We start from the raw sequence: 26,516 nt of genomic DNA on the forward strand, positions 1-26,516 counted from the left end.
AATTTCTTTTGCACCTCATTCATTCGGTTTCTCGCCTCCTGGTTGGTTTGTTTGTTTTGGTCTATTATTTTTTTACCAGGAGGCTTTTTTATTGGCAACACCTACCTTACATCATTACAGGAATGCTTCAAAAAGGCTTTACTTATTCCTTTTTTTCAGTCTGTTAAGGCAATCTTATTTCAACTATTCCTTATTTCGGGTATTACGTGAGGAAGCTTTATCCCTATTTTCCTGGGAGCCTGTGGGGTTTGGGCCAGTAAAAGCTTATTATTCCTCTTCTCTTAAACCTAAAAATGTTACTATGTGGGCCTACAATCTATCCAGATAAGATAAGCAAATCTTCCAGGGCACCTGCTAACCCGGGATAGCGAAACTGGTAACCTTCCTGCAAAGCCCGGGCAGGTAGCACCCGCTGGCCGGTAAGGAGAAGATTGGCCATTTCCCCTAAGGCCATTTTCAGCACCCATGCCGGTACTCGCAAACTGGAAGGCCGCTTCATCACTCTTCCCAGGACCGAGGCAAATTCCTCCATCCGTACCGGCTGGGGTGCGGTGAGATTTAGCGGTCCAGCCACGGTTGTATGTTCGAGGGCCAGCTGGATGATACCTACAGCATCAGCAATGTGAATCCAGGAAACCCACTGCCGGCCGCTGCCTAACGGCCCGCCAAGAAACAAAAGAAAAGGGGTAACCATACGCGGCAGGATTCCTCCTTCCCTGGCCAGGACGATGCCGGTACGTATGGTTACTACCCTCACTCCTAATTCCCTGGCCCGGTTGGCTTCTTCCTCCCAGGCCTGGCAGACTTCAGCCAGGAAGTCATGCCCCGGCGGCGATGCCTCGGTTAGTTCTTCGTCACCATGGGGGCCATAATAGCCAACTGCCGACCCGCTAATGAATACCCTGGGGCTCTGTTTTAACTTTTGAAAGGATTCTGTCAATGCCCGGGTGAAACCCAAACGGCTTTGCATAATAAGCTGTTTTCTCGAAGCAGTCCAGCGCCCGGCGCCGATATTTTCCCCGGCCAAGTTGATAACCGCTTCTACACCTTCCAGGGTCTCCAAGGGTACCCTTTCCACGCCCGGCTGCCACTGGATAAGCTGAACCCCGGGGGTTAACCTACCCCTCGCTGCCGCTGCGTTACGTGAAAGAACTATTGGATCATGACCTGCCTGTAGGAGTTTTGTACAAAGGGAACGTCCTAAAAGGCCTGTACCGCCGGTGATTAATATTTTCAAAGCCAACCCACCTTTCCTGCTTCTAAAAATGTACGTAGGTTACCGTTGTTTCCCTCCCGAATTATTAAGCTCTATTTCAAGCAACCACGAGCCGTTTAAGGCATAGGGCAATTTAGCTATTTTTACTATTTTTACATTCAGACGTTGCGACTGTTCAATAAAGGCAGGATTAATAGTGACACCTTCGCGGTTTGTGCTACCCCCGCCTATAGTTCCAACTTCACCTCTTTCATGCTATTGTACCAGATCTTTTCTAGGTGAACGGCGGTATTGGCAGCGGGCACTGGTATTTCTATGTTAAGGGGTGTTACCAGCCCCAACTCCTGGGCCCTCGTTAAACCCGGGGTCATCGCTGCCAGGTATTGGTCAACCTCTGCCTGCAAGCGGGCTTGCTTAATCCCGGTATTATTCAACCCGCAACCGGTTGTCAAAAGCACCAGTAAAAACAACAGCATTGCCCGATAGGTTTTACCTACCATTTTATTAATCCCCCCTTCCAGATTAAACTTCTTGATCGCGAGAGTAGTCAATTATTCCGCCATCCCCAAGACTATTAATAATGCGGTCTAATTGGTTTTAGAGGTCTTTATTAAATATGACGCTTCTATATGCTAAAAGGTTCCCGGTCACGGGCGGTTATAATTTGTAGCAGCCCCGATGTCCGAGATAGCCTATACCAGGGGCACCCTTAGGTTCCCCCAGTTATCTATCATAACGGCAACCCCAGGCATACCAATAGCTGCCGGCTCCATTCCCTCCACTAGCTCCGCCGGAGTAATGGCCCATAGGTACGTCCTTAGAAGTTCAATAGCCAGGCATCTCCACCATTATTTGATTTCAATTTGCCAGGAGCTACTGTTTTCGTTAATTATAGTACGCCCATAACGCCTTTTGATGGTCACGCCACGAAAATAAAAAAATCCCGTGTAAACCGGGATTAGCTTATTGGCTACATCTGCCCAGATTATTATTTCTTAAACGCCTCACCCCTCGGGAAAAAAGCGCCTATTTCCGCTATGGACCTTTATATATCCTGCCGGAAGATAATCCCCCATTGTCCCACGCGGCACCTTAATTGCCCGGGCCTGCCCACTAGTGCCCGGATATCACCTTCAGGCGGGTATTTCCTAAGTCCTTCAATCACCCTTGCCAGGCGTTCCCTTGTATTGCGGTCCATTTTAGTTAGTGTTTTTCTAGTTTGGAAAAGAAAGGTGAATTTACAGGCGCAGGATTTTTTTAACAATGGACAGGGTTGTTTCAATATCCGCCCGGGAGACGTCTTTATGGGTTACAAACCGCACGGTGTCAGGACCCCAGGCGTTGCATTTCACGCCCTGCCGCGCCAGTTCTTCGGCGAATTCGGCGGCCGTCCAGCGGCCCACCACTTTTGCTACTACTATATTGGTCACTACTTTACTTAAGTCTACCTGCAGCCCCGGGATTTCAGCGAGACCTTCGGCCAGGTAGCGCGCATTAGCGTGATCTTCTGCCAGGTGTGGGATATTCTTTAAAGCCACCAGGCCCGCGGCCGCCAAAACACCGGCCTGCCGCCATCCTCCGCCCAGCGCTTTACGGTAGCGCCGCGCCTTTTCAATAAATTGCTGGCTGCCCGCCAGCAGGGAACCCACCGGGGCGCCCAATCCCTTAGAAAGGGAAAACATTACGCTATCGCAAAAGCGTGTAAACTCACGCACATCGCAGCCCAACGCTAAGGCGGCATTGAAGATCCTTGCCCCGTCCAAATGTACGGTCAGTTCACGTTCCTTCGCTAGGTCATATATAGCCTTACTTATGGCGGGCGATATAACGGTCCCACCACCTCGGTTAAAGGTATTCTCTAGACAGACAAGCCTGGTAATAGGAAAATGGATATCGGGCGGGCGGAAAGCTTTGCGCAAAACCTCCGGCCCCTCGCTGGACAGCAAACCTTCCAGGGGCTTTAGTTGCACGCCTCCCAGCATGGCTGCAGCGCCCACTTCATAATAGTAAATATGGGATTCCGCATCTACAATAACCTCGTTGCCCCGTTCCGTGTGTGCCAGAAGGGCGATTTGGTTGGCCATGGTGCCACTGGCTACAAAAAGGGCTGCTTCCTTGCCCAGCAAATCAGTCGCAGCCTGTTCCAGCTCTTTTACGGTAGGATCTTCTCCGTAAACATCATCACCCACCTCGGCGCGGGCCATGGCCGCTTGCATTTCCTCACTGGGTACGGTGACAGTATCGCTGCGCAGATCTATGATTTTCATACTCTTGCCCCCATGTTTTGGACTAGTATCTGGAAGGGTTACCGGGCATAAATGCTGGTACCGCACTTTCGCAGTTGCCAGCAAATTGTCCAGCGCTGTTGCACCAGTAGGCGCGATCTTGGCCCCTTCTCATCCCACTTCTTTTACGATACTGCCCCGCGGGATAGTTATTAAGGATAACAGGCGTGTCATGATCCCCTGCCCTTCACGTTAACCGGCAGCCATTTCCGGCCACCGGTCTAAGGAAGCAAACCCTTCCATTTGAGTAACAAACCAGAATTCCCGGGGGCCCAGCTCATGCTGGGTTACAAAAAGCTTGACGAAAAACCCGCGCTGTCTATAGTAAGGCAGGGGCCAACCGCAGGAAAAATTCCTCCAGTTCGCCGGGCTCGCCGTGCGAGTTAAACCACTCGACATGGAACATACAGACCGAGGCTGACCTGAAAACCTCGCTGCCGGAAAAACGGTAGGGCCACTTCTCTAAGATAGGCCTCCATTCTTCAGCCTGCCTTTAACATTAAACAATTCCACATGATACAAGTGCTGGTTGCTCACATCCGCTTGCGCCCCAATCCTCCTAACAATTATACCCTATGATTTAAGCATAAGACCTAACCGGTGCAACCCTTCGCGGATGGCTTCCCTAGGTGAAGCAAGGGAAATCCTTATATGTCGCTTGCCCGAAGGCCCAAAGGTAGTTCCAGGCGCTACCGCCACTTTTTGTTCGATCAGCAACCTTTTAGCAAACTCGGTGGAATCTTCGCAGTTTACCTCAACCCACATATAGAAGGCGCCTAGGGGTTTCTGGTAGTTGATGCCGAAACTGTCCAGCACCTGGCAGGCGACGTTCCGGTTTTCCTCATACGCCTTCCGCATGTTTTCAACGCAATCCTGCGCCCCGGTAATGGCGGCTTCTGCGGCCTTCTGGGAAACAGCAGCGGCGCTGGATACGTACGCTTCTTGCAGCTTGGCAATCTGTCTTGCCAGCGGTTCGGCAGCTACCGCATAACCTACTCTCCAACCCGTCATGGCATAGGTTTTAGAAAAGCTAAAAATCCCTACCACTCTCCCGTCGGTATCGAAGGAAAGGGCGCTGGCGTGTTTCCCGTCGTATATGATCTTCTCATAAACCTCATCCGAAACAATGTAGAGGTCATACCTCCTGGCAAAGTCCACCAGTTCCCTCATTATAGCCCCGGGAAAAACCGTGCCCAGGGGATTGGAGGGCGAGTTGATTAGAAGCACTTTGGTTTTAGGGGTTATAAGTTTTTCTAAATCCTCTATAGCCGGGATGAACCCCCGGGCCTGGTCGAGTTCATAGCGACGTGGCACAGCGTCAGCGCATTCCACAGTCATCTCGTAATTAGGCCAACCAGGATCGGGGATTAGAACCTCGTCACCCGCGTCTGTCAGAGCTCGAATAGCTGTCGCTAACGCCCCGATCCCTCCTACAGTAAGCACCACATTCTCGGGTGTAAGCTTTAACTGATAGTCTTCGTTCAAGCGCCGCGCAATAACCGCCCGTACGGACGGAAGACCCGGGTTGGGGGTATACTTAGTAAAACCGGCTTTCACCGCTTCGCAGGCTGCGTCAATTATATGCGGTGGTGTACTGAAAAGGGGTTCGCCTATTTGTAAAGAGATGACCCCTTCCATGCCCGCGGCTAAATCTCCAATTTCCCTTATTCCAGACCTTTTTAGCCCGGCTACTAATTTTGATAGTTCCGGCATAATTTTACTAACCTCCTGCTCCTGGTAGCTTTAGGGGTAAACCCGGGGCTTTTCTTCCCCCCGGAGTACCCGCAATGCACCCTCCACCATGGCCCGCATTTCTTCCTCGCCCGGGTATACAAGGACAGGGGCAATCCAATGGGTCCGCCCGCGGACCCATCCCGTGAAGATTTCCGAGAAGGCCAGGCCGCCTGTAAGCACAATGTAATCCACCTTACCGGCAAGAACGCAGGCCATGGCACCGATCTCCTTGGACACCTGGTAAGCCATAGCCTCGAATACTAACCGGGCCTTGGCATCGCCGGATTTAACCCGTTTCTCGACCTCGGAGGCATCATTAGTTCCCAAATAGGCCACCAGGCCGCCCTGGCCGACTAGTTTGCGGTCCAGCTCCCTGGCGTTGTACTTGCCGCTGTAACACAGCTGTATAAGGCCGCGCACAGGCACGTGACCTGAGCGTTCCGGTGAAAAGGGCCCTTCTTCGGTGGCGTTGTTACCATCGATAAAACGGCCACGCCTACTGGCCACCACCGAGATTCCGCCGCCGAGGTGGGTTAGAATGAGATTCAGGTCTTCAAATTTGCGGCCGATATCACCCGCCATACGCCGGCCTACTGCCTTGAGGTTGAGGGCGTGCAGTATGCTCCGGCGTGGCAACTCTGGCAGGCCCGAGAGCCTGGCGAGGGGCTCAAATTCATCGACGGACGGCGGGTCAACGAAAAAGGAAGGGACGCCGTAGTTATCTGCGATACCTTTGGCCAGCTGCACACCGAGATTGCTGGCATGCTGGCCCTGAACACCTATGAGCGCGTCCTCGATGACGCGCTCATCAATGAGATATACTCCACCCTCAATGGGTTTGAGCAGGCCACCGCGGCCAACTACGGCCGACAATTTCGCCAGGTCAAAGTCAGATTGGGCCAGGTATTTCAGGACTTGCTCCTTCCGGTATTCGTATTGGGCCGAAATGTCCCCGTCGAAAGACGACAGTTCCCGGGCTGAATGATACACGGTTTTTTGAAAGAGCGGTTTCTCGTTTTCGTAGACGGTGAGCTTCGTCGAAGTTGAGCCCGGGTTGATGGCCAGGATATAGAACACTTCTTGGCTCATCATCTCATCCTCTCAGCTTTCAAAGGCGCGCACTAATTCGCGCAAGCGTAGTGCCCGCTGGCCAGGGCTATCTCAATTCCCCGGTTCAGAGCCTTTTCATTGAGGGGGATAAGGTCCTGCCGGTGTCCGGAGAGCATATGTCTAAGTGCCTCTAGGACAGAGGCTTTGGACACGCAGCGGGTGGCACCTAATAAGGCGCCCAGCGCTACCATATTGGCCACACGGAAGTTGCCGAGTTCGACAGCTACGTCGTTAGCAGGCACCTCAATCACTTTGACGTCCTCGCGTTTAACCTTGCGGTTGATAAGGGAAAGGTTGGCTACTATGAGCCCTCCCGGCCGGACGCTGCCCTCGAATTTGTCCAGGGAAGGCCCATTCATAGCAATGATTCCAGTAGGCTCGGCTACAACCGGCGACCCAACTTCCTGGTCGGATACCACTACCGAACAGTTAGCTGTGCCGCCGCGCATCTCTGGGCCGTAGGACGGCATCCACGAGACATTTTTGCCTTCCAACATACCGGCATAAGCCAGAATTTCGCCAATTAGCATGACTCCCTGGCCACCAAAACCGGCTATGACAACTTCATGGGTCACTGGGCCGGCACCTCCCCGCCATCTTTAAACTCGCCCAAGGGATAATAACTGATCATATTCTCCTTCAGCCACTTCAGAGCTTCCCCAGGCGTCATACCCCAGTTGACCGGACAGGTCGATAAGACCTCCACCAGGGAAAAACCCTTGCCTTCCAACTGGAATTGAAACGCTTTCTTAATCGCACGCCTGGCCTTGATCACTGCAGCCGGGTCGGTGACGGTGACGCGTGCAGCATAGGTCGTGCCGTCCAGGGTTGCGAGCATCTCGCAGACTCGAATCGGATAGCCTTCCCGTCCTGCCTTCCGGCCACCCGAGGCAGTAGTCGCCAGCTGGCCCAAGAGGGTAGTGGGGGCCATCTGGCCGCCGGTCATCCCGTAAGTAGCGTTATTGACGAAAATAACAGTGATATTCTCACCCCTGGCAGCGGCATGTACGATCTCCGCTGTACCGATGGAGGCTAGATCCCCGTCCCCCTGGTAAGTAAAAACCACATTGTTTGGCAAGACCCGCTTTATACCTGTAGCAACGGCTGGAGCCCGGCCATGGGCCGCCTCCTGCATGTCTACACTAAAGTATTTATGGGACAGGACCGAGCAGCCCACGGAGGCTACGCCAACGGTCCGTTCCTGCACGCCTAATTCATCTATTACTTCCGCTACTAGGCGGTGAATGATGCCATGGGTGCAACCCGGACAATAATGGGTGGGGATGTCCGTGAGGGTTCTGGGCTTTTCAAAGACAACTTGCATCAGCAGTTACCCCTCCCTATGAGCTTGCGCACTTCCTGGACGATAGCGGCCGGTGTCGGCATCATACCACCGGCACGGCCGAAGAACGCCACTTCACCCCGGCCGTTTATTACCAGGCAGACATCTTCCACCATCTGGCCATAATTCATCTCCACCACCAGAAACTTCTTAATGCCCAGGGCCAGGGCCTCCTCAAAGGGCTGCTCGGGGAAGGGCCAGGCGGTTATGGGCCGGATAAGGCCTATCTCCAGGCCCTCGGCACGCCCTTTTTCCATAGCATTACGGCATATGCGAGCAGTGGTGCCGTAAGCCACCAGGGCCACTTCCGCATCGCTTAGGTTAACTGTCTCCCAGCGTTTCTCGCGGGCCGAAATCTCGGCGTATTTTTTCTGTAGCCTCAGGTTAAGCTTTTCCAGTTCCTCCGGCTCCAGGTAGAGGGAATTAATGACGTTGCGCGGCCGGTCTCCCTTCCAGCCTGTAGTAGCCCACGGCCTAAAAGGCTTTTCGGTAAAAGGCTCATCCACAAAACTTACCGGCTCCATGGCTTGTCCCAGGACCGCATCAGCTAAAACCATTACCGCATTGCGGTACCGATCGGCCAGATCGAAGGCCAGGCGTGTCAAATTGACCATCTCCTGAATGGAAGCTGGTAGAAGGACGATCAGGTGATAATCGCCATGGCCACCACCCTTGGTTGCCTGAAAATAATCGCTCTGCGCCGCCTGGATGCCCCCCAAGCCCGGCCCACCGCGAACCATATTGACGATGACCGCCGGCAATTCAGTGGCAGCCAGGTAGGATATACCCTCCTGCATAAGGCTGATCCCCGGGCTAGACGATGAAGTCATTACACGGGCGCCAGCGCCGGAAGCTCCGTAAAGCATGTTAATGGCCGAAACTTCGCTTTCGGCCTGGACAAAGGTGCCGCCGACCTCGGGTAGCCTACGGGACATATATTCTGGAATTTCATTTTGGGGTGTGATGGGATAACCTGCAAAGAAACGACAACCGGCCCGAATGGCCGCTTCTGCTATGGCTTCATTTCCTTTCATTAATATCCGGTTACCCATTGCGGCCACCTACCCCCTTCCTAGCGGTATACGGAAATTGCCACATCCGGGCACATCTGGGCGCAGAACCCGCAGGCTATGCATTTATCCTCTTCGGTCACAACCGCTGGGTGAAAGCCTTTGGAGTTCAACCGATCCCTGTCCAAGTAGATGATTTTCTTCGGGCAGAAGGCCACGCATAGCTCGCAGCCCTTGCAGCGTTCTTCATCGAACTTAACCGGCAATCTAGTTCCCCCTTTTCCGAATGCTTTCCTGCGGCTTGCCCAGGCCGCAGCCAGAGCCTTCAGCCAGCAATAGAGACAGAGAAACCCTCCCGGAAGTGCCGATACCCAACACGCCGCGCTTGTCCGGGATCAACGGCAGGCCTGGTGTGCCTCCACCGTTGATCCCCGCTATATCTCCCGGTGTTATCGGGGAACGTAAGTGTGGTGGATGCTATGGATGCGTGCGATGCGCTCTTCAGCCAGACGGTCGGCGGCCACGTAGGTAGGAATTTTATATTCTTCGGCTATCTTGAATACCTTGAGGACTCTGTCGTAGATGCCAGCAGCCTTCTTCAGGGCTCGCTCCTGGTTGTACCCTCGCACCTCCTCGGCGATATTGATTACACCGCCGGCGTTAACGATATAGTCCGGGGCGTACAAAATGCCCTTTTCATGGAGGATATCACCGTGTCGCTCTTCCTTAAGCTGGTTGTTAGCGGCCCCTACGATGGCGTTGCATTTGAGCTGGGGAATAGTCTGGTCGTTAATGGTTCCACCCAGGGCGTTCGGGGAGTAAATGTCGCATTCAACCCCGTAGATATCTTCTGGTGCTACAGCGGTAGCCTTAAATTCTCTAACAACCCTGTCCACTGCTTTGGGATCAAGATCAGTCACGATGAGCCTCGCTCCTTCCTCCGCCAGGCGGCGACAGAGGGCATAGCCTACGTGTCCGAGACCCTGAACAGCCACTACCTTGCCTTTAAGGGAATCATTTCCCCAGCCAATAAGAGCGGTGGCCTTCATACCCATGTAGGTACCGTAAGCTGTAACCGGCGAGGGGTCGCCGCTGAGGTCGGCCAGGCCTGCCACATATTTCGTCTCCAGGCGGATATATTCCATGTCGCCTACGCAAGTGCCCACGTCTTCAGCCGTAATGTAGCGACCGCCAAGGGTGTCAACGAAGCGGCCGAAGGCGCGGAAGAGTTCCTCACTTTTGTCAGTCCTGGGGTTACCTATGATGACCGCCTTCCCCCCGCCAAGATTGAGACCCGCGGCAGCGTTCTTGTAGGTCATGCCACGGGCCAGGCGGAGAGCATCAAGAACCGCTTCTTCTTCACTAGCGTAAGGCCACATGCGCAGGCCGCCCAGGGCAGGCCCCAGGGTGGTATCGTGAATACATATAATGGCCTTAAGGCCGCTGGTCCTGTCATGGCACATTACTAGTTGCTCGTATCCGTATTTCTCCATGTACTTGAAGTTCTCCATAGGGTTTAACCTCCGTAAAGTGTGACTGCCGAAGTAGTGCCGGCAGTTAGTAGACTGCCGGCACCGTTCCCTTTGAACCACAAGATGAGTATTTGCCTTATAACCCAGAGCATTGCCAGAAACATCCCGGAAAACCATTAGGGTTTTGGCTCTTTCTTAGAGGGCTTCCTTCAACTCATAGAAAGGCAGGCCCACTGCTTCGGCTACACCCTTGCACGTGACTTTACCGTTGATTACATTAACCCCTGCCGCCAAACCCGGACTTTCCTCAATGGCCCGCAAATACCCCTTGTTGGCTATTTCGAGGACATAGGGCAACGTCACGTTGGTAAGGGCAAAAGTAGAAGTACGGGGAACCGCGCCTGGTATATTGGCTACCGAGTAATGCACTACGCCGTGTTTTATATAGGTGGGTTCAGCATGGGTGGTCACCCGGTCGATAGTGGCGATGCACCCGCCCTGGTCTATGGCCACATCTACGACTACAGAGCCGGGTTTCATGGCTTTGATCATTTCCTCCGTTACCAACCGGGGTGCCCTGGCGCCAGGGATGAGTACTGCGCCGATCAGCAGGTCAGCGCCTTTCACCGCTTCAGCCAGGTTGTAGCTATTGGACATCAGGGTCTCTACGCGGCCCTGGAAAATATCATCCAGGTATCTCAACCTTTCGGCATTGATGTCCAGGATAGTTACCCGTGCTCCCATACCCACAGCAATCTTGGCGGCATTGGTACCGACCACTCCGCCGCCAACTATGGTCACCGAAGCTGGAGGAACACCCGGAACACCACCCAGAAGCAGCCCGGCACCGCCGCTATGCTTTTCCAGTAAGTAAGCTCCAATCTGCACGGCCATCCTCCCTGCCACTTCGCTCATGGGAGTAAGCAGAGGGAGGTTTCCATCGGTGGCAGTCACAGTTTCGTAGGCGATAGCTGCTACGTTCTTATCAACTAGGCACTTGGTAAGAGGGGCATCCGCGGCCAGGTGAAGATAGGTGAACAATACTTGCCCTTCCCGGAACAACGGATATTCGGCCGGCAAGGGTTCTTTAACCTTCACTACCATGTCTGCTCGCCCATACACTTCTTCAGCGGAGCCAACGATTTCTGCCCCAGCTCTGATATATTCCTCATCGGTTATACCGCTGCCCAACCCCGCCGAACTCTCTACCAGGACCTGGTGCCCCGCCTGCACAAGGGCCATAACGCCGGCAGGAACCATGCCCACCCGGTTCTCGCTATTCTTAATCTCCTTAGGAACCCCGACAATCATTTATCCTTTCCGCCTCACTTATTTGTAGTCTGGGTTGAGGTTTCCTAGTGGCTAGGCGGCCTCACCCTCTTTAGCCTTGCACCTGTTAACCCGATTACGGCGTCGGGTAACTGATGGACTTACCTGTATTTACCGTATTCTTCCCAGGCTTCCCACATGGCCATATAATTCTCGGGCGGGACGTCCGGCTGCACGTTATGCACCGGTGTAAAGACAAAACCGCCGCCCGGCGCCAGATCATCAATCCGCCGCTTGACCTCGTCCTTCACCTGCTGAGGAGTGCCGTGGTTGAGCACCTGCTGGGTATCTACGCCGCCACCCCAGAAAGTGAGCACATCTCCGAATTCCTTCTTGAGTCTATTGGTGTCCATGTTCTTCGCACTCACCTGGACCGGGTTGAGAGCATCTATCCCGGCCTCGATAAGGTCGGGAATGATTTCATATACGGCACCGCAGGAATGGAAACAAATGTAGGCGTTGGAATATTTCTTGATGGTACCAAACAATTCTTTCTGCCGTGGCTTGATATATCTCCGGTAGGTATCCGGTGAAATTATCATACCGAATTGCGAGGCAAAATCATCCGCTTCTACTACGACATCCACCAGGTGGCCCAGCTTGGACAGAGCCGCCTCCCAGTACTTGATCTTTATCTGCACCGTCTTATCCAGGATGGCGTTCGCCATCTTGGGATCGCAGGCTAGATCCACAAAGAAGTTTTCGTATCCCCTCAGCCAATAAGCCATTTCCAGGAAGCCCGCCGATACTCCGGCAAGACATAACGCTGCTCCGGTGGTTTCTGCCAGGCGCCGGGCCTCTTCTTCTACTCCCTCTAAGCGGCTCGGATCGGCCGGGTCCGGTATCTTGTAGTTAATTACTTCATCCGGAGTGGTAAAGCCGGCAAAGGGGTGCGTTTCCAGGTCGAAGTACAGCCCACCGTCCCGGGGCATCCTGTAGCCGATGCCCCACTGGTCTTTAAACCGGATGTACTGGCTATCTTCCTGAAATTCAAGTTGCCACCCTCTCGGCGGCTTAGAAAATACCGGCCGGAAGTCCACCTTAAGGAGCTGCAAAATGTCCTCATGGACTGCGGCGAGCTGCTGGTGAACCTCCCCGACTGTTACTTCATAATGTGTCTTACCTAGGTAATCCAGGAGGTTACGATAGGCGATGCGGTGAATACCGGTAGTAACAGTGCCCCACAAATCAAATGGTACCCGGTCAGGCTCCTGGTGCCGCAAAGCCATTAGAGCTCGTTCTCTTGACTGCATGGCTTTACACCTCTCCCTCATAAGTTATCTAAGCAGCAATCTGCCTTCCTTAATTACAACCTCTCCGTCCACCTCAACGGTCGGCTTAAGGATTAGCCCGTCCAGGTGGATCCCGGCTTCAACTTTTCCGCCGAAACCTTTGTTATCCCCAAAGGCAATATGAACGGTTCCAATGGCCTTCTCGTCTTCCAAAATGTTGCCGCTCACAATAGCCTTTTCATTGGTGCCAATACCCAGTTCGGCCAGAGCGGTGCCCGCCTCACCACACTTGGTCAGAGACTCCCACAGCCACCTCGCGGCCTCACCACCTTCCACCCGGACAGCCAAACCTTCTTTCACCTCGATGATAATGGGCTCCTCCAGCCGGCCCCAGCCAGCCAGCGAACCATCCAGCACCACTACTCCTTCAGCCGACCCTTCTAGTGGGGCTATATAGGCTTCTCCCGCGGGAAGGTTGCCCGAGGCCCCGCGCTGCTGCAGTTCACCTGCATCCATGAACCCTATACGGCCCTTGAGCTCCATGGTTATATCCGTCCCCCCAGGAGAGGTCACACGGGCAACCCCGGACGCAGTGAGTACCTCCACGTATTTTCTGGTCAGGGAGCGCATGGCCTCATAGTCCACCGCCAGAGCCCGCGCCATCATTTCAGTAGTAATCATCGGCATACTGGCTACCCTGGCACCCGTCTCGCAGGCCTTTCGGCGGGCCCTGGTGTGGGAAAGAGACCTGGAGGTTGGGAGCAGTAATACATCGGCGGCGGTCATAGATGCAGCCACCGCCGCAGGGGGCTCTTCCCCGTGCCGGGAGCGCGGCTGGAATTCCATCCATATGGCCTCGCGCGTTAGCTCCCGGGCCGCCTGCCAGAAGGCACCTGCCACCTCTGGCACCGTTCCATCGGTTACCACCAGCGCCGTCTCGTTGTTTTGCAGCGCCATACATTCCACAAGTGCCCGACGCGCTATCTCTTTTAATTCCACCTTTTCCAACACCCTTCGCCCCCGATCAACCGCCTGCCAGGTACGGCACAAATACTACTGTATCACCATCCTTGACCACCGTCTCCAGGCCGTCCAGGGTATAGATGCTGCGGCCATTCACTATCACTGCTACAGGCAGCTTATCTCCCGGCCCTTCCAAGGCCGGGCCATCCAGGAGTTTGATGACCTGCCTAACGGTGGTACCAGGTTCAACTTCTAGTTCCTCTTGGGCCCTGTGAAATTTTGTACTGCTGCCCCCAGTAAACCGCAGGAAAATCTTCACCAAAGCTTCCCTCCTTCCTGGTTTTGTGGGGGATAGCGGCTACAACTGTTTCAATAGGCGTGTATTCTAGTTCCGGGTGCCCGTACCGGGCCCCGCCGAAGGCCCTTGCCCCTTGAGGCGACTTCATGCCTTCCCGCAGCCGCTGGTGACACGGCACGCCCACCAGCGCCATAGGCTTACCTTCCTCTATATCAACGCTCATAATGCCCCGGCCCGATTCGGGATCCAGCATACATACCAGATCGGGGAAAACCGCCTTGAGTTCGTCCTTTATCCACAGGACCATGGTCTCATTCTTGATGACCATATGGGCCCGGGCTTGACCGCAATCATCCTCGCCGCTCATCCAGACGTTAGTAAGGTAAAAGCCTCCCCTATCTTCACCTTCCACCTTCTCCACCGTCCCGCGGAATAGGAACTTCCCTCCCATTACCTCGGCCACCCGTCGGACGGCGTCCTTACCTTCGACCCTGGCGGCCAGGACCGCCCGTCCGATCTCCATGGCTTTGGTAATGGTTCGCGGGATGACAGCTTGCTTCAGTTGTTCACCGGACATGGGGTAATGGTTGTTAGCCCCCAGACCGCCCCCCTTCGTCACCATCCAGCGGCCGATCTCGTCGGCAAATACCGGGTCGACCTGCTCAGTCACGATTATGGTATTACCCTTGGCATCTACCAGCGGCATGGGTGTCAGGGAAATCCCGTGGCCCAGGAAACTGGTCATCTGGGTCTCCGGGGCCGATCTCCCCAGGGCATCTCCGTCTACAGCGGGAACGCCCAGCCGCGCGGCCAGGGAAAGCATTACAGGGGTATTGAGACCGCCTACCTCAAAGGGTACTACATAGTCCACCCGGCGGTTTAAATACCTCTCCATGGCCCTGGTGGCTTCCAGTAGTTCAAATTTCTTCTCCCACCGGTCGAGCAAGTCATGGATGCTCCACTGCTCCAAGGTCTTAACCGAGCCCATAATTCCGCCGCAGACTACCAAGGAATCGTCTGGTATCTGGTCGGGATCGACCAGCACCAACTCCCTCCCCGCGGCCAGGTCCTTCTCCAGGATGGCACGACCCCACTCAGGGTTGCCTCCCCCACCGGTTCCCAGGATCGCGAGTCCCTCCAGGAGGGGATCAATATCTGCCGGTGTTATCCTGTAGCCTACCATTGCACTCTCTCCTTTACCCGGGAAGTTTTCCCATGGCTTCCAGTTCTCTGGCTACTTCATCCAGCCCTAGCTCTACCAGCGTTTCCCGCTTGGGCCAACTGGTCTTCAGATCCCAGTTATGCAGGATATAGTAGGCATCCAGCATTTCGTCGAGCTTTTCCTGGGAAAGCACGGTAGCTCCCTCAGGAAGGTCAGGAGCTGGCTCGTTCAGAAGTCGCCAGGGCGCGGTATCATCCTGCCGAGCGGCCCCTTCACGAACGTTGAAGGCTTTTTCCAGGTTCATTATCCTCCGCCCGGCCTTCATAATCTCTTCTTCCGACATTTCCAGGCCAGTAGCGGCAGCGAACAGCCGGGCCATACGGTCAGGGGTAACCCCAAAGAGGGCAGTGGTGGTGAAAGCACAGAATCCTAGGCAATCGGTTACCGCGTAGCAATCCTCATGCCACCGCACGATTTCCGCCCTCTTATCGGTTGAATAAGGATTGGCATATTTTTCGTCTCCGGTGATGTCTTTAATGATTGCCCTGGCTTCCGGACTCAAGCCAAATTCCGCAAAGGTCTCCGTGTGCAGATGATCGGCCCCCCGCGGGTTGACCGCGAAAGCCAGAGCATAAGCCATGGCCTTCCGCGTGTCCACCCTGGACTGCTCCAGCCCCTTGACCTCAATCGCCCACTTCCAGGAGTCCTGGCCCACCTGTTGGGCCGCCCGCCGGACTCCTTCGGCCAGCAGATTGCCTAAGCCCTGCCGGAAGGCGATTTGCCTGACCATCTCCACTACGACTTCCCCGTTACCCCAGGTAAGCTCAAGACCGCCGGTATCTTTCTTGGTCAGAACCCCGCGCTCATAACATTCCATAGCCCAGGCTATTACATTACCCACGGAGATGGTATCCATTCCGTAAATGTTGCAGAGTTCATTGCCCTTCAGGATATATTCCCACTCATACACACCGCACCCGCAACCCAACGCCCCCAGGGTTTCAAGTTCAGGACCGCCGGAATAACTACCGGCATATTTGCCATGGTCCAGCTCAGTGTACCTGTGGCAGCCTAAAATGCAGCTGTTGCAGCCCACCTTGCGCTTCAGGTATTTGTCGGCCAGAGTTTGTCCACTAATTTTTTCCAGATTGGGATGAGAACCCCGACGCCAGTTGTCGACGGCAAAGCCCCTAAGCTCATTTAAGGGAAGCACAGAACCAGAAGTGCCGTAGGCGTGCAGACCGCTGGCACCCGAATCTGCCAGGAGCCCTTTTACGCACTCCTGTACCACCTTCCAATAGGTTGCGGGGTCCTTCAAGGCTATTTCACCGCTGCCCTTGACCGCAATAGCTTTCAGTTTCTTGGATCCCATCACGGCTCCCGCGCCTCCGCGAGCTGCCGTATTGTAAATCGAACACATGACCCCGGCCATCCTGACCAGGTTCTCTCCCGCCTGCCCAATGCAGGCCACCTCGATTTCCTCACCCAGCTCCTCTCGCAGGATCCGGGTTGTTTCGCGCACGTCTTTACCCCATAGGTGGGCGGCGCTCCGTATTTCCACAAGGCCGTCCTCGATGTATATATAAACTGGCTGGGCAGCCGCCCCGCGAACTACCACGTGGTCGTAACCAGCGTACCGTAATTCTGTTCCCCAGTGCCCCCCCGAATTAGCCTTCAAGTAAAGACCAGTAGCCGGGCTCTTGCAGGTAATGGTAGTTCGGCCGCTGGAAGGAGCGCCGGTGCCGCTAAGTTTCCCTGCGCCAAAGATAAGCACGTTCTCCGGCCCCAGGGGATCGGTGCCCGGTCTAACAAGATCCCAGAGGAGTTTGGCGTTAATCCCCCGCGAGCCGAGAAAGGCGGCTTCCAGTTCCTTAGAGATGGGCTCGGTCCAGGTCCTGCCCGCCGACAAGTCCACTTGCAGAATAACCTTTTCCTTGGTCATGAGTACTCCTCCTTTCGCCTCAGCTTTCGTACCGGATAGCCCTCGGGAGCTTACACATGGTGACGCAAGCAGGTTCTCCTCCGCACAGGTCGCACTTAAATGCCGCTCCCTTTTCGGCATCAAAAAAGATAGCATCATACGGGCACGCCTCAATACATAGCTGGCATCCGGTACATTCGTCGCTAAAGAGAAGGACCTCGTTTTTTTCATTTCTCCGTATGGCTTCCACAGGGCACACGTCCATGCAGGGTGCCTCATCGCATTGCTGGCATACCACCGGTGTTGCTTCCTCAATCTCCTCGTTCTTTTTGATCCTGATACGCGAACGGCGATAGCTAGCCGCTTTTTCGTGTACCAGGGAGCAAACCATCATACAGGCTTTGCACCCTGTACAATTCTCTGGAGTCACCACTATCTTCCCCACTGTTACAACCTCCTCCGCTCGTATTCTCCCCATCCGCTAACCCGACGGCTTCCCGAAAGTGCGCTTGTACGCTCCGGAATGCCCAGCCGGAAGCCGCGGTTTATTTAACCCTGGACACGATCCAGGAACGGCCGGTAAATAGGATCCTGCTTTAGCCGGCCGCTTAACGCCTGGCCGCCAGCCTTAAGGATCAGGGCCAGTTCGGCCGACCGGCGCCCGATGCTGGCCGCCCCGCGCAACGCCACTCTCATGTCCAGGCTTCCGTCATTCTCCTTACTCTCTAGCACATTCCGCCCCCCATCGTTATAGGTCCAGGCCGCGGCACCGATATATGCCTCCCACATGTCACCCGTCACCGGCACACACCCCATCACGAGGGCATGGTTAATAATATCGGTAATGGTATGCTCCTGGCCTGAGAACAGGTGGGCACCCTGGGCAATGGCACCGATCACCTTTAAACTTTTTGGCAGCGTAGCCTCCCCGTCAAAGAGGTTAGCATAGCGACCGAACAGGCTGTTGCCCAGACGGTCTATGAAAGCCTTAAGCTGGGCCGGAATGCCCATATGATACACCGGCACCGAGTATATAATAGCATCCGCCTCTATCCACTTTTCCCTTAGCTCCTGGAAATCGTCTTTTAAAATGCAATCACCTTGCTGGTTGCCACATCTAGAACAAGATATACAGGGTGCAAACTTTTTCCCCCGGATGGAATACAGTTCGGTTATCACTTCACCTGGTGCAACCTGCTGGGCAGCTTCTAGGGCTTTCTCCAGTAGATACTGGCTGTTCCCCTTCCTGGGGCTTCCACAGATCCCCAAAACCTTTATCATCCAATCCCCTCCTAACCGTACTCTAACTGGTACAACTTCTGATCTGGCGGTGTTGTTTTAGGAAATCCCCCAGAGCTTCTAGGAAACTTTCGGCCGCTTCCAGGGTGGCCATGGCCCCCATATGGCCTACTCTAAAGGTGTCTTCCTTATGCGGGCCCAGGCCCCCACTTATATAAATGTCATGCTTTTCCTTTAAAAAGCAGACTATTTCTTCCGCCTTAACGCCCGGCGGGCACTTAATGGCCGTAACTAGAGGAAGCGCTTCTCCCTGCGCCAGCGTTTCCAAGCCTAAGGCAGCCACTCCTTCCCTGATACGCCGGGCAACTTGCTCATGCCGGTGGAACCGCTGCTTAAGCCCTTCCTGGTGTATCTGATCCAGGCTCACTTTCAGGGCCCGGACGTTGTTTACCGCCATGGTAATACCATAGGGCTGGAAATGGCCTTGCTTCTCCTCGAATTCCTGCCAAACTTGAAGATTGAGGTACCACCCAACCGGTGGGGATTTGCGGGCCGCGAGGAAGCCTTGCGCCTTTTCGCTTAGAGCAATGATGGCCAGTCCTGGTGGCGCCGCAAGGCCCTTCTGGGAAGCAGTCACGCACACGTCCACTCCCCACTCATCCATCAAAAACTCCATGCCTCCTACTGAACACACAGCGTCTACAAAAAGGGGGATGCCCCGCCGGCAAGTAATTTCCCCAATTTCTTTAATGGGGTTAACCACGCCGGTCGAAGTTTCACCGTGGACTACTGCTAATGCCCTTACATCCCTTTCATCTTCGAGAGCTTTTTCTACCAATGCCGGATCCACCGGCTTGCCCCATTCCTCCTTAATCAGCACTACCTTAATGCCGTAGCTCCGGGCAATGCAGGCGATCCGCTCTCCGAAAAAGCCATTGTCTACCACCAGCATTTTCTCCCCGCAGCCTGCCAGGGCATTTACGGCAGCCTCTATACCCGCGTGGCCCGAACCTACAGTTAAATACACTTTTTCTTTAGTCCCCAGCAAAGGTTTAAGGCTATTCCTTGTCTCGTTGTATTCCCGCACCCACTCTTCCCCGTAGTGAGGTACCAGGGGCTGGCTCATGGCCGCCTGTACCTCTCCGGTTAAAGCGCAGGGACCGGGTATCATCAACAGCGGCTTCTGCATTTTGTTTGCCTCCCAGGTTGAACCGCCAAGTCAAAACTAAATGCCTACTCCTCTTTTCGCCGGCCCATGGTGGTCAAACCAACAGCTGCCAGTATGATAAGGCCCTTCAAAATGTCCTGGAAGAAATACTGTACGCCCAGCAGGTTGAGACCGTTTACCAAGACCCCCATTATCAGAGCGCCTATAAAGGTGCCGATTATGTGAGGCTCGCCCTCTTTAACCATAGTCATGCCCAGGAAAACCGCCGCCAGGCCGTCGAGCAAGAAGCCTTCGCCAGCCGTAGGTTGCCCGGATCCTAACCTGGCCGTCAAAATAACGGCTGTTAACCCCGCTGCTGCACCACCAATAATGAAAGATAGGATCCTGATCCAGCGTACATTGATACCCGACAGCCTGGCCGCAGTCTTATTTCCTCCTACAGCATATATCTGTCTGCCAGTTACTGTATGGTTCATAAATATATAGAGAAGAACGAGTACTACCAACATAATCAGAACCGGATAGCCTATAGAGCCAATCTTCCCTTGACCTATAATCTTAAATTCTTGCGGGATTCCCATAAAAATAGGGTCGCCTTTAGTGTAAAAATAGTTAAGACCACGGGCTATGGACATGGTGGAGAGGGTTGCCACGAAATCGGCGATTCCGAAAACCGTGACCAGGAGGCCGTTAATACTCCCGAAAACAGCCCCGATCAAAATTCCCGCTATAATCGTCACAGGTATTGATACCTTGTGGACTAGCATCCCCGCTACCAGAACCCCAATCAAGCCACAAACAGACCCAAAGGACATATCAAACCCGCCAGCAGCCATAACTGCAGTGGTCCCCAGAGCTATGATTGTTAACATGCTTCCTTGAAGAAGGACCATGGTGAGATTATTGACTGTCAGAAACACTGGCGAAAGTATGGAGAAAATAAGGCAAAGTATAACGAAACCTATAATAGTACCGTACTTTCTCAGTACACTAGGCATACTTGATATTATTCTCCTTTCTCATGGCATACTCCAGTATCTTGTTCGCTGTGGCCTCATCCCGGTTAAGGTGCTTTACTATCTTACCACGTACCATTACAATGATCCGGTCACATAAGTTAAGAAGTTCCTGCATATCAGACGAGATTAGTAATATACCCGCCCCGTTCCTAGCTAGATTATCAATAAGTTGGTGCACTTCCGCCTTGGCTCCCACGTCTATCCCCTGGGTCGGCTCGTCAAGAATGACCACCTTGGGCCGCCTGCCAGCTAACCATTTCGCCAGGACCACCTTCTGCTGGTTTCCGCCGCTCAGATACCTCGTCAGCCGATTCGCTTCAGGCGGCCTTATAGACAGGGAATTGATGAGGTTACCGACAACTTTCTTCTCCCTAGCGTGGTGTATAAATCCGCAACGGGCCAGATTCTTCAAAAAGACCAGCGTGGCGTTTTCTTTCACACTCATATTAAGGACCAGTCCCTGATAGCGCCGGTCTTCGGGAATGAAGGCTATGCCTGCCCGGATAGCTTTCCTGATTCCGTGGGGCGTCAGCTCCTCTCCGTCCAGCATAATGCGGCCACCAGTTGGTTTATCTACTCCGAACAAGAGCCGGGCGACCTCTGTCCTCCCGGACCCCACCACACCCGCTATACCTAGTACTTCACCCCGATGGAGGTCGAAATTCACTTCTTTTACGCCGGTATCGGAAGAAAGGCCTTCGACCCTCAAAATTACTTGATCAGTCATACAGCTCATCCTGCGCCCTTCGCTGGCCAGTTCTTTCCCTAACATCAGGTTTATTACTTGCTGGGGCGTAACCTCCTGAGTTCTATAAACCCCCACCTTTTTACCGTCCCTTAACACTGTCACACGGTCTGCCAGTTCAAATATCTCCTCTAAACGGTGGGAAACGTAGATAATAGAAGTCCCCTGGTCTCTGAGGTTGCGGATTACTGTAAAAAGGTTGTCTACCTCAGTACGGCTCAGGCATGCGGTAGGCTCATCAAAAACCACAATTTTAGCCCCAAAAGATACTGCTCGCCCGATCTGTAACAACTGGCGCTGGGCAACACTAAGGCGTCCTACCGGCTGGCGAACTAAGTCTTGAAGGCCCACAACAGTTAGCCTCGTCTTTGCATCTTGATAGAGTTTAAACCAGTCCACTAGCCCCGTTCGCTTCCTGGGTAACGACTTTCCAATAAATAAGTTTTCTGCCACGCTCATATACGGAATCACGTTTAACTCCTGGTGTACAATACTGATTCCTGCAGTAGTAGCCTCTTGCGGGCTGGTATAATTCACTTTCTTGCCGGCAATTAATATCTCGCCTTCTGTGGGAGGATAAACTCCCCCAAGGATCTTGATTAACGTCGACTTACCCGCACCATTTTCGCCTACCAGCGCATGAATTTCACCTTTCAGTACTGAAAAATCAACGTTATCCAGGGCTTTAACCCCAGGAAACTGCATTGATATGTTTCTCATCTCAAGAACGTTGTTCTGCAAGATACCGCCCCCATATAAGAAGGCTAATGGGTGCCGCCAGCGGGGTAGCAGCACCAATAGCCTTCCGTAATCGCAGTTAGTTGGCCGTCAGCTATTGAGCAGGTGGAACATTTTCCTGGGTAATCAGTGGGCTGTCAATAAACATCATTTTAACAGGCGGTTTTTCGCCCTTGGCCATCTTGAAAGCCCATTCCACCGCTTTTTCCGCCATTCCCTTCATATCGTGAGCGGATGTAGCTGCAAAAGCTCCCTTTTTCCTCATATTGTCGTAGGCCAGAGGATCGCCATCGATCCCGACTACAAAAATATCCTTTCGACCGGCAGCCTCGATAGCCTGAACAGCCCCCATACCAGCGCCATCAAATGCAGCGAATACAGCCTGAATATCTCCAGGGTTGGGATATTTTTGCAAAACTGTTTCCATCCATTTCCTGCAATCGTCCAGGAAACCTGGCCAGGCGTAAGAATGGCGTTCCACAATCTGAATTTCAGGATACTCTTTCAAGACAGCTCGTAGAGCTTCGGCGCGAGCCCTGGTTGGCATAATCAAGTCGCCGTATATTTCGACAATCTTACCTTTCCCGCCCAGTCTCGCAGCCAAGTAAGCTGCTACTTTGGCACCCATAGCCCAGTCATTGGAATCAATTTCGAGATCTACCAGCGGGTTGAAACCAGAGGCAACACTGATCCATGGTATATTCTTCTCTTTAGCCTTTTTTAGAGCTGGTTCCAGGAACGTCGGGTCACCCAGCAGCACGATGATAGCGTCTACATTATTTTGAATAAGGGTTTCAATATCACTTAGCATCTTTTCGCGCTGGCCCAGGCTGTCCAGAGCAAGAGGGGTACCGCCCTTCTCCTTAATAAGCCGGATAGTCTCCTGGTATATACCGGTATTAAAAAAGTTACCCTGCCCGTTTACCACCACACCAATTTTAAGGTTCTTATCATCTTTAGGAGCACCAGCCTGGGGTTTACCCGGCTCAGTAGCAGCCGTTTGCCCTCCCCCGGAGGATTCACTTGTCTTGTTGGTGGATTGAGAGGAACAGCCAACTAGCGACAAAGCAAACATTGCCACTAGCAACGCTACAACCCATTTACGCCACACGCTCTTTTGCCTCCTTATAAAATTTTTTCTGTTCCCCAGAAGATCGCTACTTAATCATGGGCTGGTTTGGTATACTGCCCACTCTGCGAAAACTATTTATTATTTACTCCCTCATCCACTCCTTCATTAAGTCTTTTTTAATTTTGACGGCACTATCCTCCCTTCCTTATTTTTCACTCTTGCGCCCAACCTTTTGTTGGTTATGCTATAGACTTTTCACCCCCCCCCGCATTACCAAAATCGCTTTATCTAAGCAAGATTTTTTATACTGACTGTCCTGCCTGACCTCTGCAAGTAATGCAAACCAATCTTCCTGGCGCCCGCCGCGGTCGACATTTCCACCGTCTCATCATCCAGTACTATGATTTTTCCTTTAACTTCGGGTTCCGCCGCCAGCAAGCTGTATATAGCCTGCCTTAAAGGTGCGGGGCCGCCTATAACGATTTTGCCATGCCAATCAGGTGCGCAGGCTCTGCTGTTTTTCATTGCAATTAAATCTTGACCTAGAATGACCCCCAACAGGAAACTTGCCCTCTTATCCCCATCAGCAGGAATAAACTGGCTAATTATCCTCGTTGAAAAGCAACCCCTAGTTAAACCGACCTTCCGCGATATAGCGGCACCTCTTAAAATCATTTCCAGGTCAAGATGTGAAATGAGGTTTTGAGGTATAGAATCGGCCAGGATTGTTTTGGTGGCTAAGGTACTGAATATTTCTCCAGCCATGGTAGTGAGACAGCTCGAAATCTGGTTATGTTCATTTATTTTAACAATTTTGGTATGAGAGCCCGGCAAGATCATAGTCAGAGGCCCATTTAAGGACTTGAGCGCTAGAATTCCCAGGGTTTCGGTTTCCTCTCCCCTCATGATATCCATAGCTTCAAGATTTTCAACGGGCTCCTTGTCAGAATAGTCGTTTTTAACTCCCGGGATAAAGAGAATAGGAGTATCTATGAGTTCAGGTATCCTAACCAGGTGGCTTGCTGCGGCGAGCTCTTCTACACCCGCAGGAGTGTTTAAATGTGGTATTTCGTAAATTCCTACGTTAGATGTAATCATACCCGAGGCTGTCACTAACTGTAAATCTTGCTGCTTGATATGGGCCGACTGCAACGCTATATTTACTGCCTTACGCAGTCCTTCCATCAAATCCTTCTTGCACCCGCTGATAGCCGTATTACGTACTCCCACAGGTAAGTGGGCCTTCCCAATTAACTTTTCATCCTGCAAAATTCGCACCCTGGTATTGGTTGTACCACCATCTATGGTCATAATTATCAACGCATATCATCCCTACCTCATGCATTAGAAATCTTAGATGTGTTCCTCTATTTATTGACCAGTTCCTTAAACCGCTTCGCCAGCTCTGCCAGCTTCAGCCAGTCCTCTTTCGCCAGTATATCGCGAGGTGTAAGGGATGAACCTACACCCAGGGCCCTTGCTCCTGCTTCCAGGAAGGCGCGCCCGTTTTCCAGCGTGACCCCGCCAACAGCAGCTAACGGTATTTCAGGCATTGGTCCCTGCATTTCACGGAAATAAGAAGTACCCAGACTGTTCGCTGGGAATACTTTAATAATATCAGCCCCCAGGCGATAGGCTTGATGGATTTCAGTCGGTGAAAAGGCTCCGGGTATAACCGTTACCTTTAAGTCCTTGCATGCCCGTATTACATCTGGCATCATTGTAGGCATAACAATAAACTTGGCCCCTGCTTCTACTGACAGCCGGGCAGCTTCAACCGAAGTTACTGTACCAGCCCCTAGCAACATATTTTTGCTGTACCTCTTGGTCAACATATCCAATAGCCGAATAGCCTCAGGATCATTTAAAGTAAGTTCTGCCACCTTTATTCCAGATTCCTCGAAAACATCCATAACTTTCAGTAGTTGTTCCTCTTTAATGTTCCTAAGTATTGCTATTAGTCTCTCCTGCAAGATTACTTGTGTAATTTCTTCCTTTCCTATGTTTTTCATTTCATACTCCTCCTTATCGTTGCTCCTGTCGCAACATTGTTGTGATGATAAAGAATAAAATTGTTCCTACTTCATATACGGGCTCCCAGTAATTCACTTATAGTTCTCGCCGCATGCATAACGGCGCTAACATAGTCCTCAATGTTTTTTTCCCCAAGGGTAATGGCGACAGCCGCTACACTTATACTGCCAATTACCTCATGATTATAATTAAATATAGGCGCCGCAACACAACGTATGCCATTTTCGTGTTCTTCGAGGTCTAGAGCATATCCTCGGTCGCGAATTTGATTTAGCTCTTGCTTTAAATGCTCCGGGTCAGTAATAGTATTAGGCGTAAATTTAGTAAACACGATGTTATGCATATATGATTCAATTTCTTCTTCTTTTAAAAAGGCTAAAATAGCCTTTCCCACGCCCGTACAGTAGAGTGGCGCGCGCCTTCCGATCATAGAGTACATCTGAATAGGGTTCGTACCGGAAATTTTGTCAATATAAACTACTTCGTTTAAATCCCGCAACCCTAAATGGATTGTGTGTCCCGTTTCTTTTTGCAGGGCCTCTAGAATCCCCCTCGCAGATGTCCGGATATCCATCTCATCTAGCAACTTGCTCCCCAGGGAAAAGACTTTCATAGTTAGATAATAACGCTTTGTTATCGCCGCTTGCCTAACATAACCCTCGTGAATTAATGTTTCCATCAACCTAAATACGGTACTTCGATTAACACCTAGTTCCTTTGCTATTTCCGAGGCTGTGGCGCCGTTCTTACATGATGCCAGTCGTTCTAATATATACAACGCGCGCTGAACAGATTGTATGCCCTCCGGCACATTAAAACCACCTTTATATTTATAGTGTTGCATAATAATCAACTTTGTTGCTTTCTGTAATAATAATTCGACGTTCCATTCAAAATTCCTGCTGGCCAATAAAATTTTTTGAGGGTTTTAATGTAGAGTAGGCCCTGGCATATCACCTTAAGGTCCAGCCTGTTTGTTTGCCTCCCCGTTTCCTCTAGGAGTGCCTCATTAGCTCCACCATGGAAAAAAGTTGTCATAAGATTATTATGTGTTTAGAAATATTTTTAACAACTACCCGGTTCTTAGCTACCTAATTAAACAAGGTGAGACCGTCGCGGTCAATAGATAGAGGATGGCCCCGGTGAAATTTATCCCCTTCGGGCCCGCCAGAACAGCAGAATTATTATTAGCTAACATGACCAGCCCCGGGTGTTTTGCTATTCGCCACCAGGTCGGGAGTTCCTGCGGCAGCACTTCCACATTTCTTTCCAGCCCATTCCATCCGTCACTGCTGAACCAGGTACATACCATGAAGCCCAGCATGGGATAATAGACTTAGAAAGGGGGAATAGCATGTTCAAGCACGATAAGAACCTGCTAGAAATGGTGCGTGTGGAACGGCCGAACCCAAACTACGCGGCGCTTT

26 protein-coding genes are annotated in these 26,516 nt (G+C 52.5%); 1 reads left to right on the plus strand and 25 read right to left on the minus strand.

From position 1 onward, the window contains the following. On the plus strand, positions 1-328 hold a 328-nt coding region (locus MOST_RS17620), incomplete at its 5' end, for a hypothetical protein (protein WP_211295965.1). On the opposite strand, the gene MOST_RS05925 is transcribed toward MOST_RS17620, so the two are convergent. The 25 genes from MOST_RS05925 to MOST_RS06045 form a co-directional block, all read right to left on the minus strand. Then, a complete protein-coding gene (locus MOST_RS05925; protein ID WP_054935472.1) occupies positions 317-1,237 on the minus strand; it encodes a TIGR01777 family oxidoreductase in 921 nt (306 codons plus the stop codon). The genes MOST_RS17620 and MOST_RS05925 overlap by 12 nt on opposite strands. 206 nt (positions 1,238-1,443) lie before the next feature. Beyond that, a complete protein-coding gene (locus MOST_RS05930) occupies positions 1,444-1,767 on the minus strand; it encodes a hypothetical protein (protein WP_129588668.1) in 324 nt (107 codons plus the stop codon). A 687-nt stretch (positions 1,768-2,454) separates the two neighbouring features. Beyond that, positions 2,455-3,483, minus strand: coding sequence for a low-specificity L-threonine aldolase (gene ltaE / locus MOST_RS05935; protein ID WP_083476422.1), 1,029 nt, complete (start codon positions 3,481-3,483; stop codon positions 2,455-2,457). 591 nt (positions 3,484-4,074) lie between these two features. Then, the gene (locus MOST_RS05940) at positions 4,075-5,214 is read right to left on the minus strand and encodes a pyridoxal phosphate-dependent aminotransferase (protein WP_054935474.1); all 1,140 of its coding nucleotides are present in this window, start codon (positions 5,212-5,214) and stop codon (positions 4,075-4,077) included. Between the two features lie 30 nt (positions 5,215-5,244). Then, the gene (gene buk / locus MOST_RS05945; protein ID WP_054935475.1) at positions 5,245-6,324 is read right to left on the minus strand and encodes a butyrate kinase; all 1,080 of its coding nucleotides are present in this window, start codon (positions 6,322-6,324) and stop codon (positions 5,245-5,247) included. A gap of 32 nt (positions 6,325-6,356) precedes the next feature. Further along, positions 6,357-6,920 (minus strand): 2-oxoacid:ferredoxin oxidoreductase subunit gamma family protein, encoded by a 564-nt coding sequence (locus MOST_RS05950; protein ID WP_106007059.1) that lies wholly within the window; start codon positions 6,918-6,920, stop codon positions 6,357-6,359. Next, positions 6,917-7,669, minus strand: coding sequence for a thiamine pyrophosphate-dependent enzyme (locus tag MOST_RS05955; protein ID WP_181950082.1), 753 nt, complete (start codon positions 7,667-7,669; stop codon positions 6,917-6,919). Before MOST_RS05955 ends, MOST_RS05950 begins: the two co-directional genes overlap by 4 nt. Then, positions 7,669-8,739: a 3-methyl-2-oxobutanoate dehydrogenase subunit VorB gene (locus MOST_RS05960; protein WP_054935477.1), complete on the minus strand. Its 1,071-nt coding sequence runs from the start codon at positions 8,737-8,739 to the stop codon at positions 7,669-7,671. Before MOST_RS05960 ends, MOST_RS05955 begins: the two co-directional genes overlap by 1 nt. Before the next feature lie 20 nt (positions 8,740-8,759). Then, the gene (locus MOST_RS05965; protein WP_054935478.1) at positions 8,760-8,963 is read right to left on the minus strand and encodes a 4Fe-4S dicluster domain-containing protein; all 204 of its coding nucleotides are present in this window, start codon (positions 8,961-8,963) and stop codon (positions 8,760-8,762) included. A 183-nt stretch (positions 8,964-9,146) separates the two neighbouring features. Further along, positions 9,147-10,208, minus strand: coding sequence for a Glu/Leu/Phe/Val dehydrogenase dimerization domain-containing protein (locus MOST_RS05970; RefSeq protein WP_054935479.1), 1,062 nt, complete (start codon positions 10,206-10,208; stop codon positions 9,147-9,149). 156 nt (positions 10,209-10,364) lie between these two features. Continuing rightward, on the minus strand, positions 10,365-11,480 hold the full coding sequence (gene ald, locus MOST_RS05975; protein ID WP_054935480.1) for an alanine dehydrogenase: 1,116 nt from the start codon (positions 11,478-11,480) through the stop codon (positions 10,365-10,367). Positions 11,481-11,599: 119 nt separating this feature from the next. Beyond that, complete coding sequence (locus MOST_RS05980) at positions 11,600-12,751, minus strand: uroporphyrinogen decarboxylase family protein (protein ID WP_208974768.1); 1,152 nt, start codon at positions 12,749-12,751, stop codon at positions 11,600-11,602. A gap of 24 nt (positions 12,752-12,775) precedes the next feature. Next, positions 12,776-13,729 carry an aminopeptidase gene (locus MOST_RS05985; RefSeq protein ID WP_244266956.1) on the minus strand — a complete coding sequence of 318 codons (954 nt, stop codon included), beginning with the start codon at positions 13,727-13,729 and terminating at the stop codon, positions 12,776-12,778. Positions 13,730-13,754: 25 nt separating this feature from the next. Next, positions 13,755-14,012: a MoaD/ThiS family protein gene (locus tag MOST_RS05990; protein WP_054935481.1), complete on the minus strand. Its 258-nt coding sequence runs from the start codon at positions 14,010-14,012 to the stop codon at positions 13,755-13,757. Then, positions 13,939-15,174, minus strand: a complete 1,236-nt coding sequence (locus tag MOST_RS05995) for an S-methyl thiohydantoin desulfurase family protein (protein WP_054935482.1) — start codon at positions 15,172-15,174, stop codon at positions 13,939-13,941. The genes MOST_RS05990 and MOST_RS05995 overlap by 74 nt, the downstream gene beginning before the upstream one ends. Positions 15,175-15,187: 13 nt before the next feature. Then, positions 15,188-17,095: an aldehyde ferredoxin oxidoreductase family protein gene (locus MOST_RS06000; RefSeq protein WP_054935483.1), complete on the minus strand. Its 1,908-nt coding sequence runs from the start codon at positions 17,093-17,095 to the stop codon at positions 15,188-15,190. Positions 17,096-17,114: 19 nt separating this feature from the next. Beyond that, on the minus strand, positions 17,115-17,519 hold the full coding sequence (locus MOST_RS06005) for a 4Fe-4S dicluster domain-containing protein (protein ID WP_054935484.1): 405 nt from the start codon (positions 17,517-17,519) through the stop codon (positions 17,115-17,117). Positions 17,520-17,623: 104 nt separating this feature from the next. Then, complete coding sequence (locus MOST_RS06010; RefSeq protein WP_054935485.1) at positions 17,624-18,355, minus strand: flavodoxin family protein; 732 nt, start codon at positions 18,353-18,355, stop codon at positions 17,624-17,626. Between the two features lie 22 nt (positions 18,356-18,377). Further along, positions 18,378-19,502 carry a pyridoxal-phosphate-dependent aminotransferase family protein gene (locus MOST_RS06015; protein WP_054935486.1) on the minus strand — a complete coding sequence of 375 codons (1,125 nt, stop codon included), beginning with the start codon at positions 19,500-19,502 and terminating at the stop codon, positions 18,378-18,380. A 44-nt stretch (positions 19,503-19,546) separates the two neighbouring features. Then, complete coding sequence (locus tag MOST_RS06020) at positions 19,547-20,479, minus strand: ABC transporter permease (protein WP_054935487.1); 933 nt, start codon at positions 20,477-20,479, stop codon at positions 19,547-19,549. Further along, positions 20,472-21,986 carry a sugar ABC transporter ATP-binding protein gene (locus tag MOST_RS06025; protein WP_208974770.1) on the minus strand — a complete coding sequence of 505 codons (1,515 nt, stop codon included), beginning with the start codon at positions 21,984-21,986 and terminating at the stop codon, positions 20,472-20,474. The genes MOST_RS06020 and MOST_RS06025 overlap by 8 nt, the downstream gene beginning before the upstream one ends. A 91-nt stretch (positions 21,987-22,077) precedes the next feature. Then, positions 22,078-23,094 (minus strand): sugar ABC transporter substrate-binding protein, encoded by a 1,017-nt coding sequence (locus tag MOST_RS06030; protein WP_054935488.1) that lies wholly within the window; start codon positions 23,092-23,094, stop codon positions 22,078-22,080. A gap of 249 nt (positions 23,095-23,343) precedes the next feature. Beyond that, a complete protein-coding gene (locus MOST_RS06035) occupies positions 23,344-24,366 on the minus strand; it encodes a 2-dehydro-3-deoxygalactonokinase (RefSeq protein WP_277995671.1) in 1,023 nt (340 codons plus the stop codon). 56 nt (positions 24,367-24,422) lie between these two features. Beyond that, entirely contained in the window at positions 24,423-25,067 is a 645-nt protein-coding gene (locus tag MOST_RS06040; protein ID WP_054935490.1) for a bifunctional 4-hydroxy-2-oxoglutarate aldolase/2-dehydro-3-deoxy-phosphogluconate aldolase, read from the minus strand. 71 nt (positions 25,068-25,138) lie between these two features. Continuing rightward, entirely contained in the window at positions 25,139-25,933 is a 795-nt protein-coding gene (locus tag MOST_RS06045) for an IclR family transcriptional regulator (protein WP_244266957.1), read from the minus strand. Between the last annotated feature and the right edge of the window lie 583 nt (positions 25,934-26,516).

The sequence above is a fragment of the Neomoorella stamsii genome (assembly GCF_002995805.1).
Lineage (GTDB): Bacteria > Bacillota > DSM-521 > Neomoorellales > Neomoorellaceae > Neomoorella > Neomoorella stamsii.

Coding starts and splice junctions, on each gene's coding strand:
- ltaE (WP_083476422.1), bottom strand. CDS start 3,483: ATGAAAATCATAGATCTGCGCAGCGATACTGTCACCGTACCCAGTGAG.
- MOST_RS05940 (WP_054935474.1), bottom strand. CDS start 5,214: ATGCCGGAACTATCAAAATTAGTAGCCGGGCTAAAAAGGTCTGGAATA.
- buk (WP_054935475.1), bottom strand. CDS start 6,324: ATGAGCCAAGAAGTGTTCTATATCCTGGCCATCAACCCGGGCTCAACT.
- MOST_RS05955 (WP_181950082.1), bottom strand. CDS start 7,669: ATGCAAGTTGTCTTTGAAAAGCCCAGAACCCTCACGGACATCCCCACC.
- MOST_RS05960 (WP_054935477.1), bottom strand. CDS start 8,739: ATGGGTAACCGGATATTAATGAAAGGAAATGAAGCCATAGCAGAAGCG.
- MOST_RS05970 (WP_054935479.1), bottom strand. CDS start 10,208: ATGGAGAACTTCAAGTACATGGAGAAATACGGATACGAGCAACTAGTA.
- ald (WP_054935480.1), bottom strand. CDS start 11,480: ATGATTGTCGGGGTTCCTAAGGAGATTAAGAATAGCGAGAACCGGGTG.
- MOST_RS05980 (WP_208974768.1), bottom strand. CDS start 12,751: ATGCAGTCAAGAGAACGAGCTCTAATGGCTTTGCGGCACCAGGAGCCT.
- MOST_RS05995 (WP_054935482.1), bottom strand. CDS start 15,174: ATGGTAGGCTACAGGATAACACCGGCAGATATTGATCCCCTCCTGGAG.
- MOST_RS06000 (WP_054935483.1), bottom strand. CDS start 17,095: ATGACCAAGGAAAAGGTTATTCTGCAAGTGGACTTGTCGGCGGGCAGG.
- MOST_RS06010 (WP_054935485.1), bottom strand. CDS start 18,355: ATGATAAAGGTTTTGGGGATCTGTGGAAGCCCCAGGAAGGGGAACAGC.
- MOST_RS06015 (WP_054935486.1), bottom strand. CDS start 19,502: ATGCAGAAGCCGCTGTTGATGATACCCGGTCCCTGCGCTTTAACCGGA.
- MOST_RS06020 (WP_054935487.1), bottom strand. CDS start 20,479: ATGCCTAGTGTACTGAGAAAGTACGGTACTATTATAGGTTTCGTTATA.
- MOST_RS06035 (WP_277995671.1), bottom strand. CDS start 24,366: ATGACCATAGATGGTGGTACAACCAATACCAGGGTGCGAATTTTGCAG.
- MOST_RS06040 (WP_054935490.1), bottom strand. CDS start 25,067: ATGAAAAACATAGGAAAGGAAGAAATTACACAAGTAATCTTGCAGGAG.
- MOST_RS06045 (WP_244266957.1), bottom strand. CDS start 25,933: ATGCAACACTATAAATATAAAGGTGGTTTTAATGTGCCGGAGGGCATA.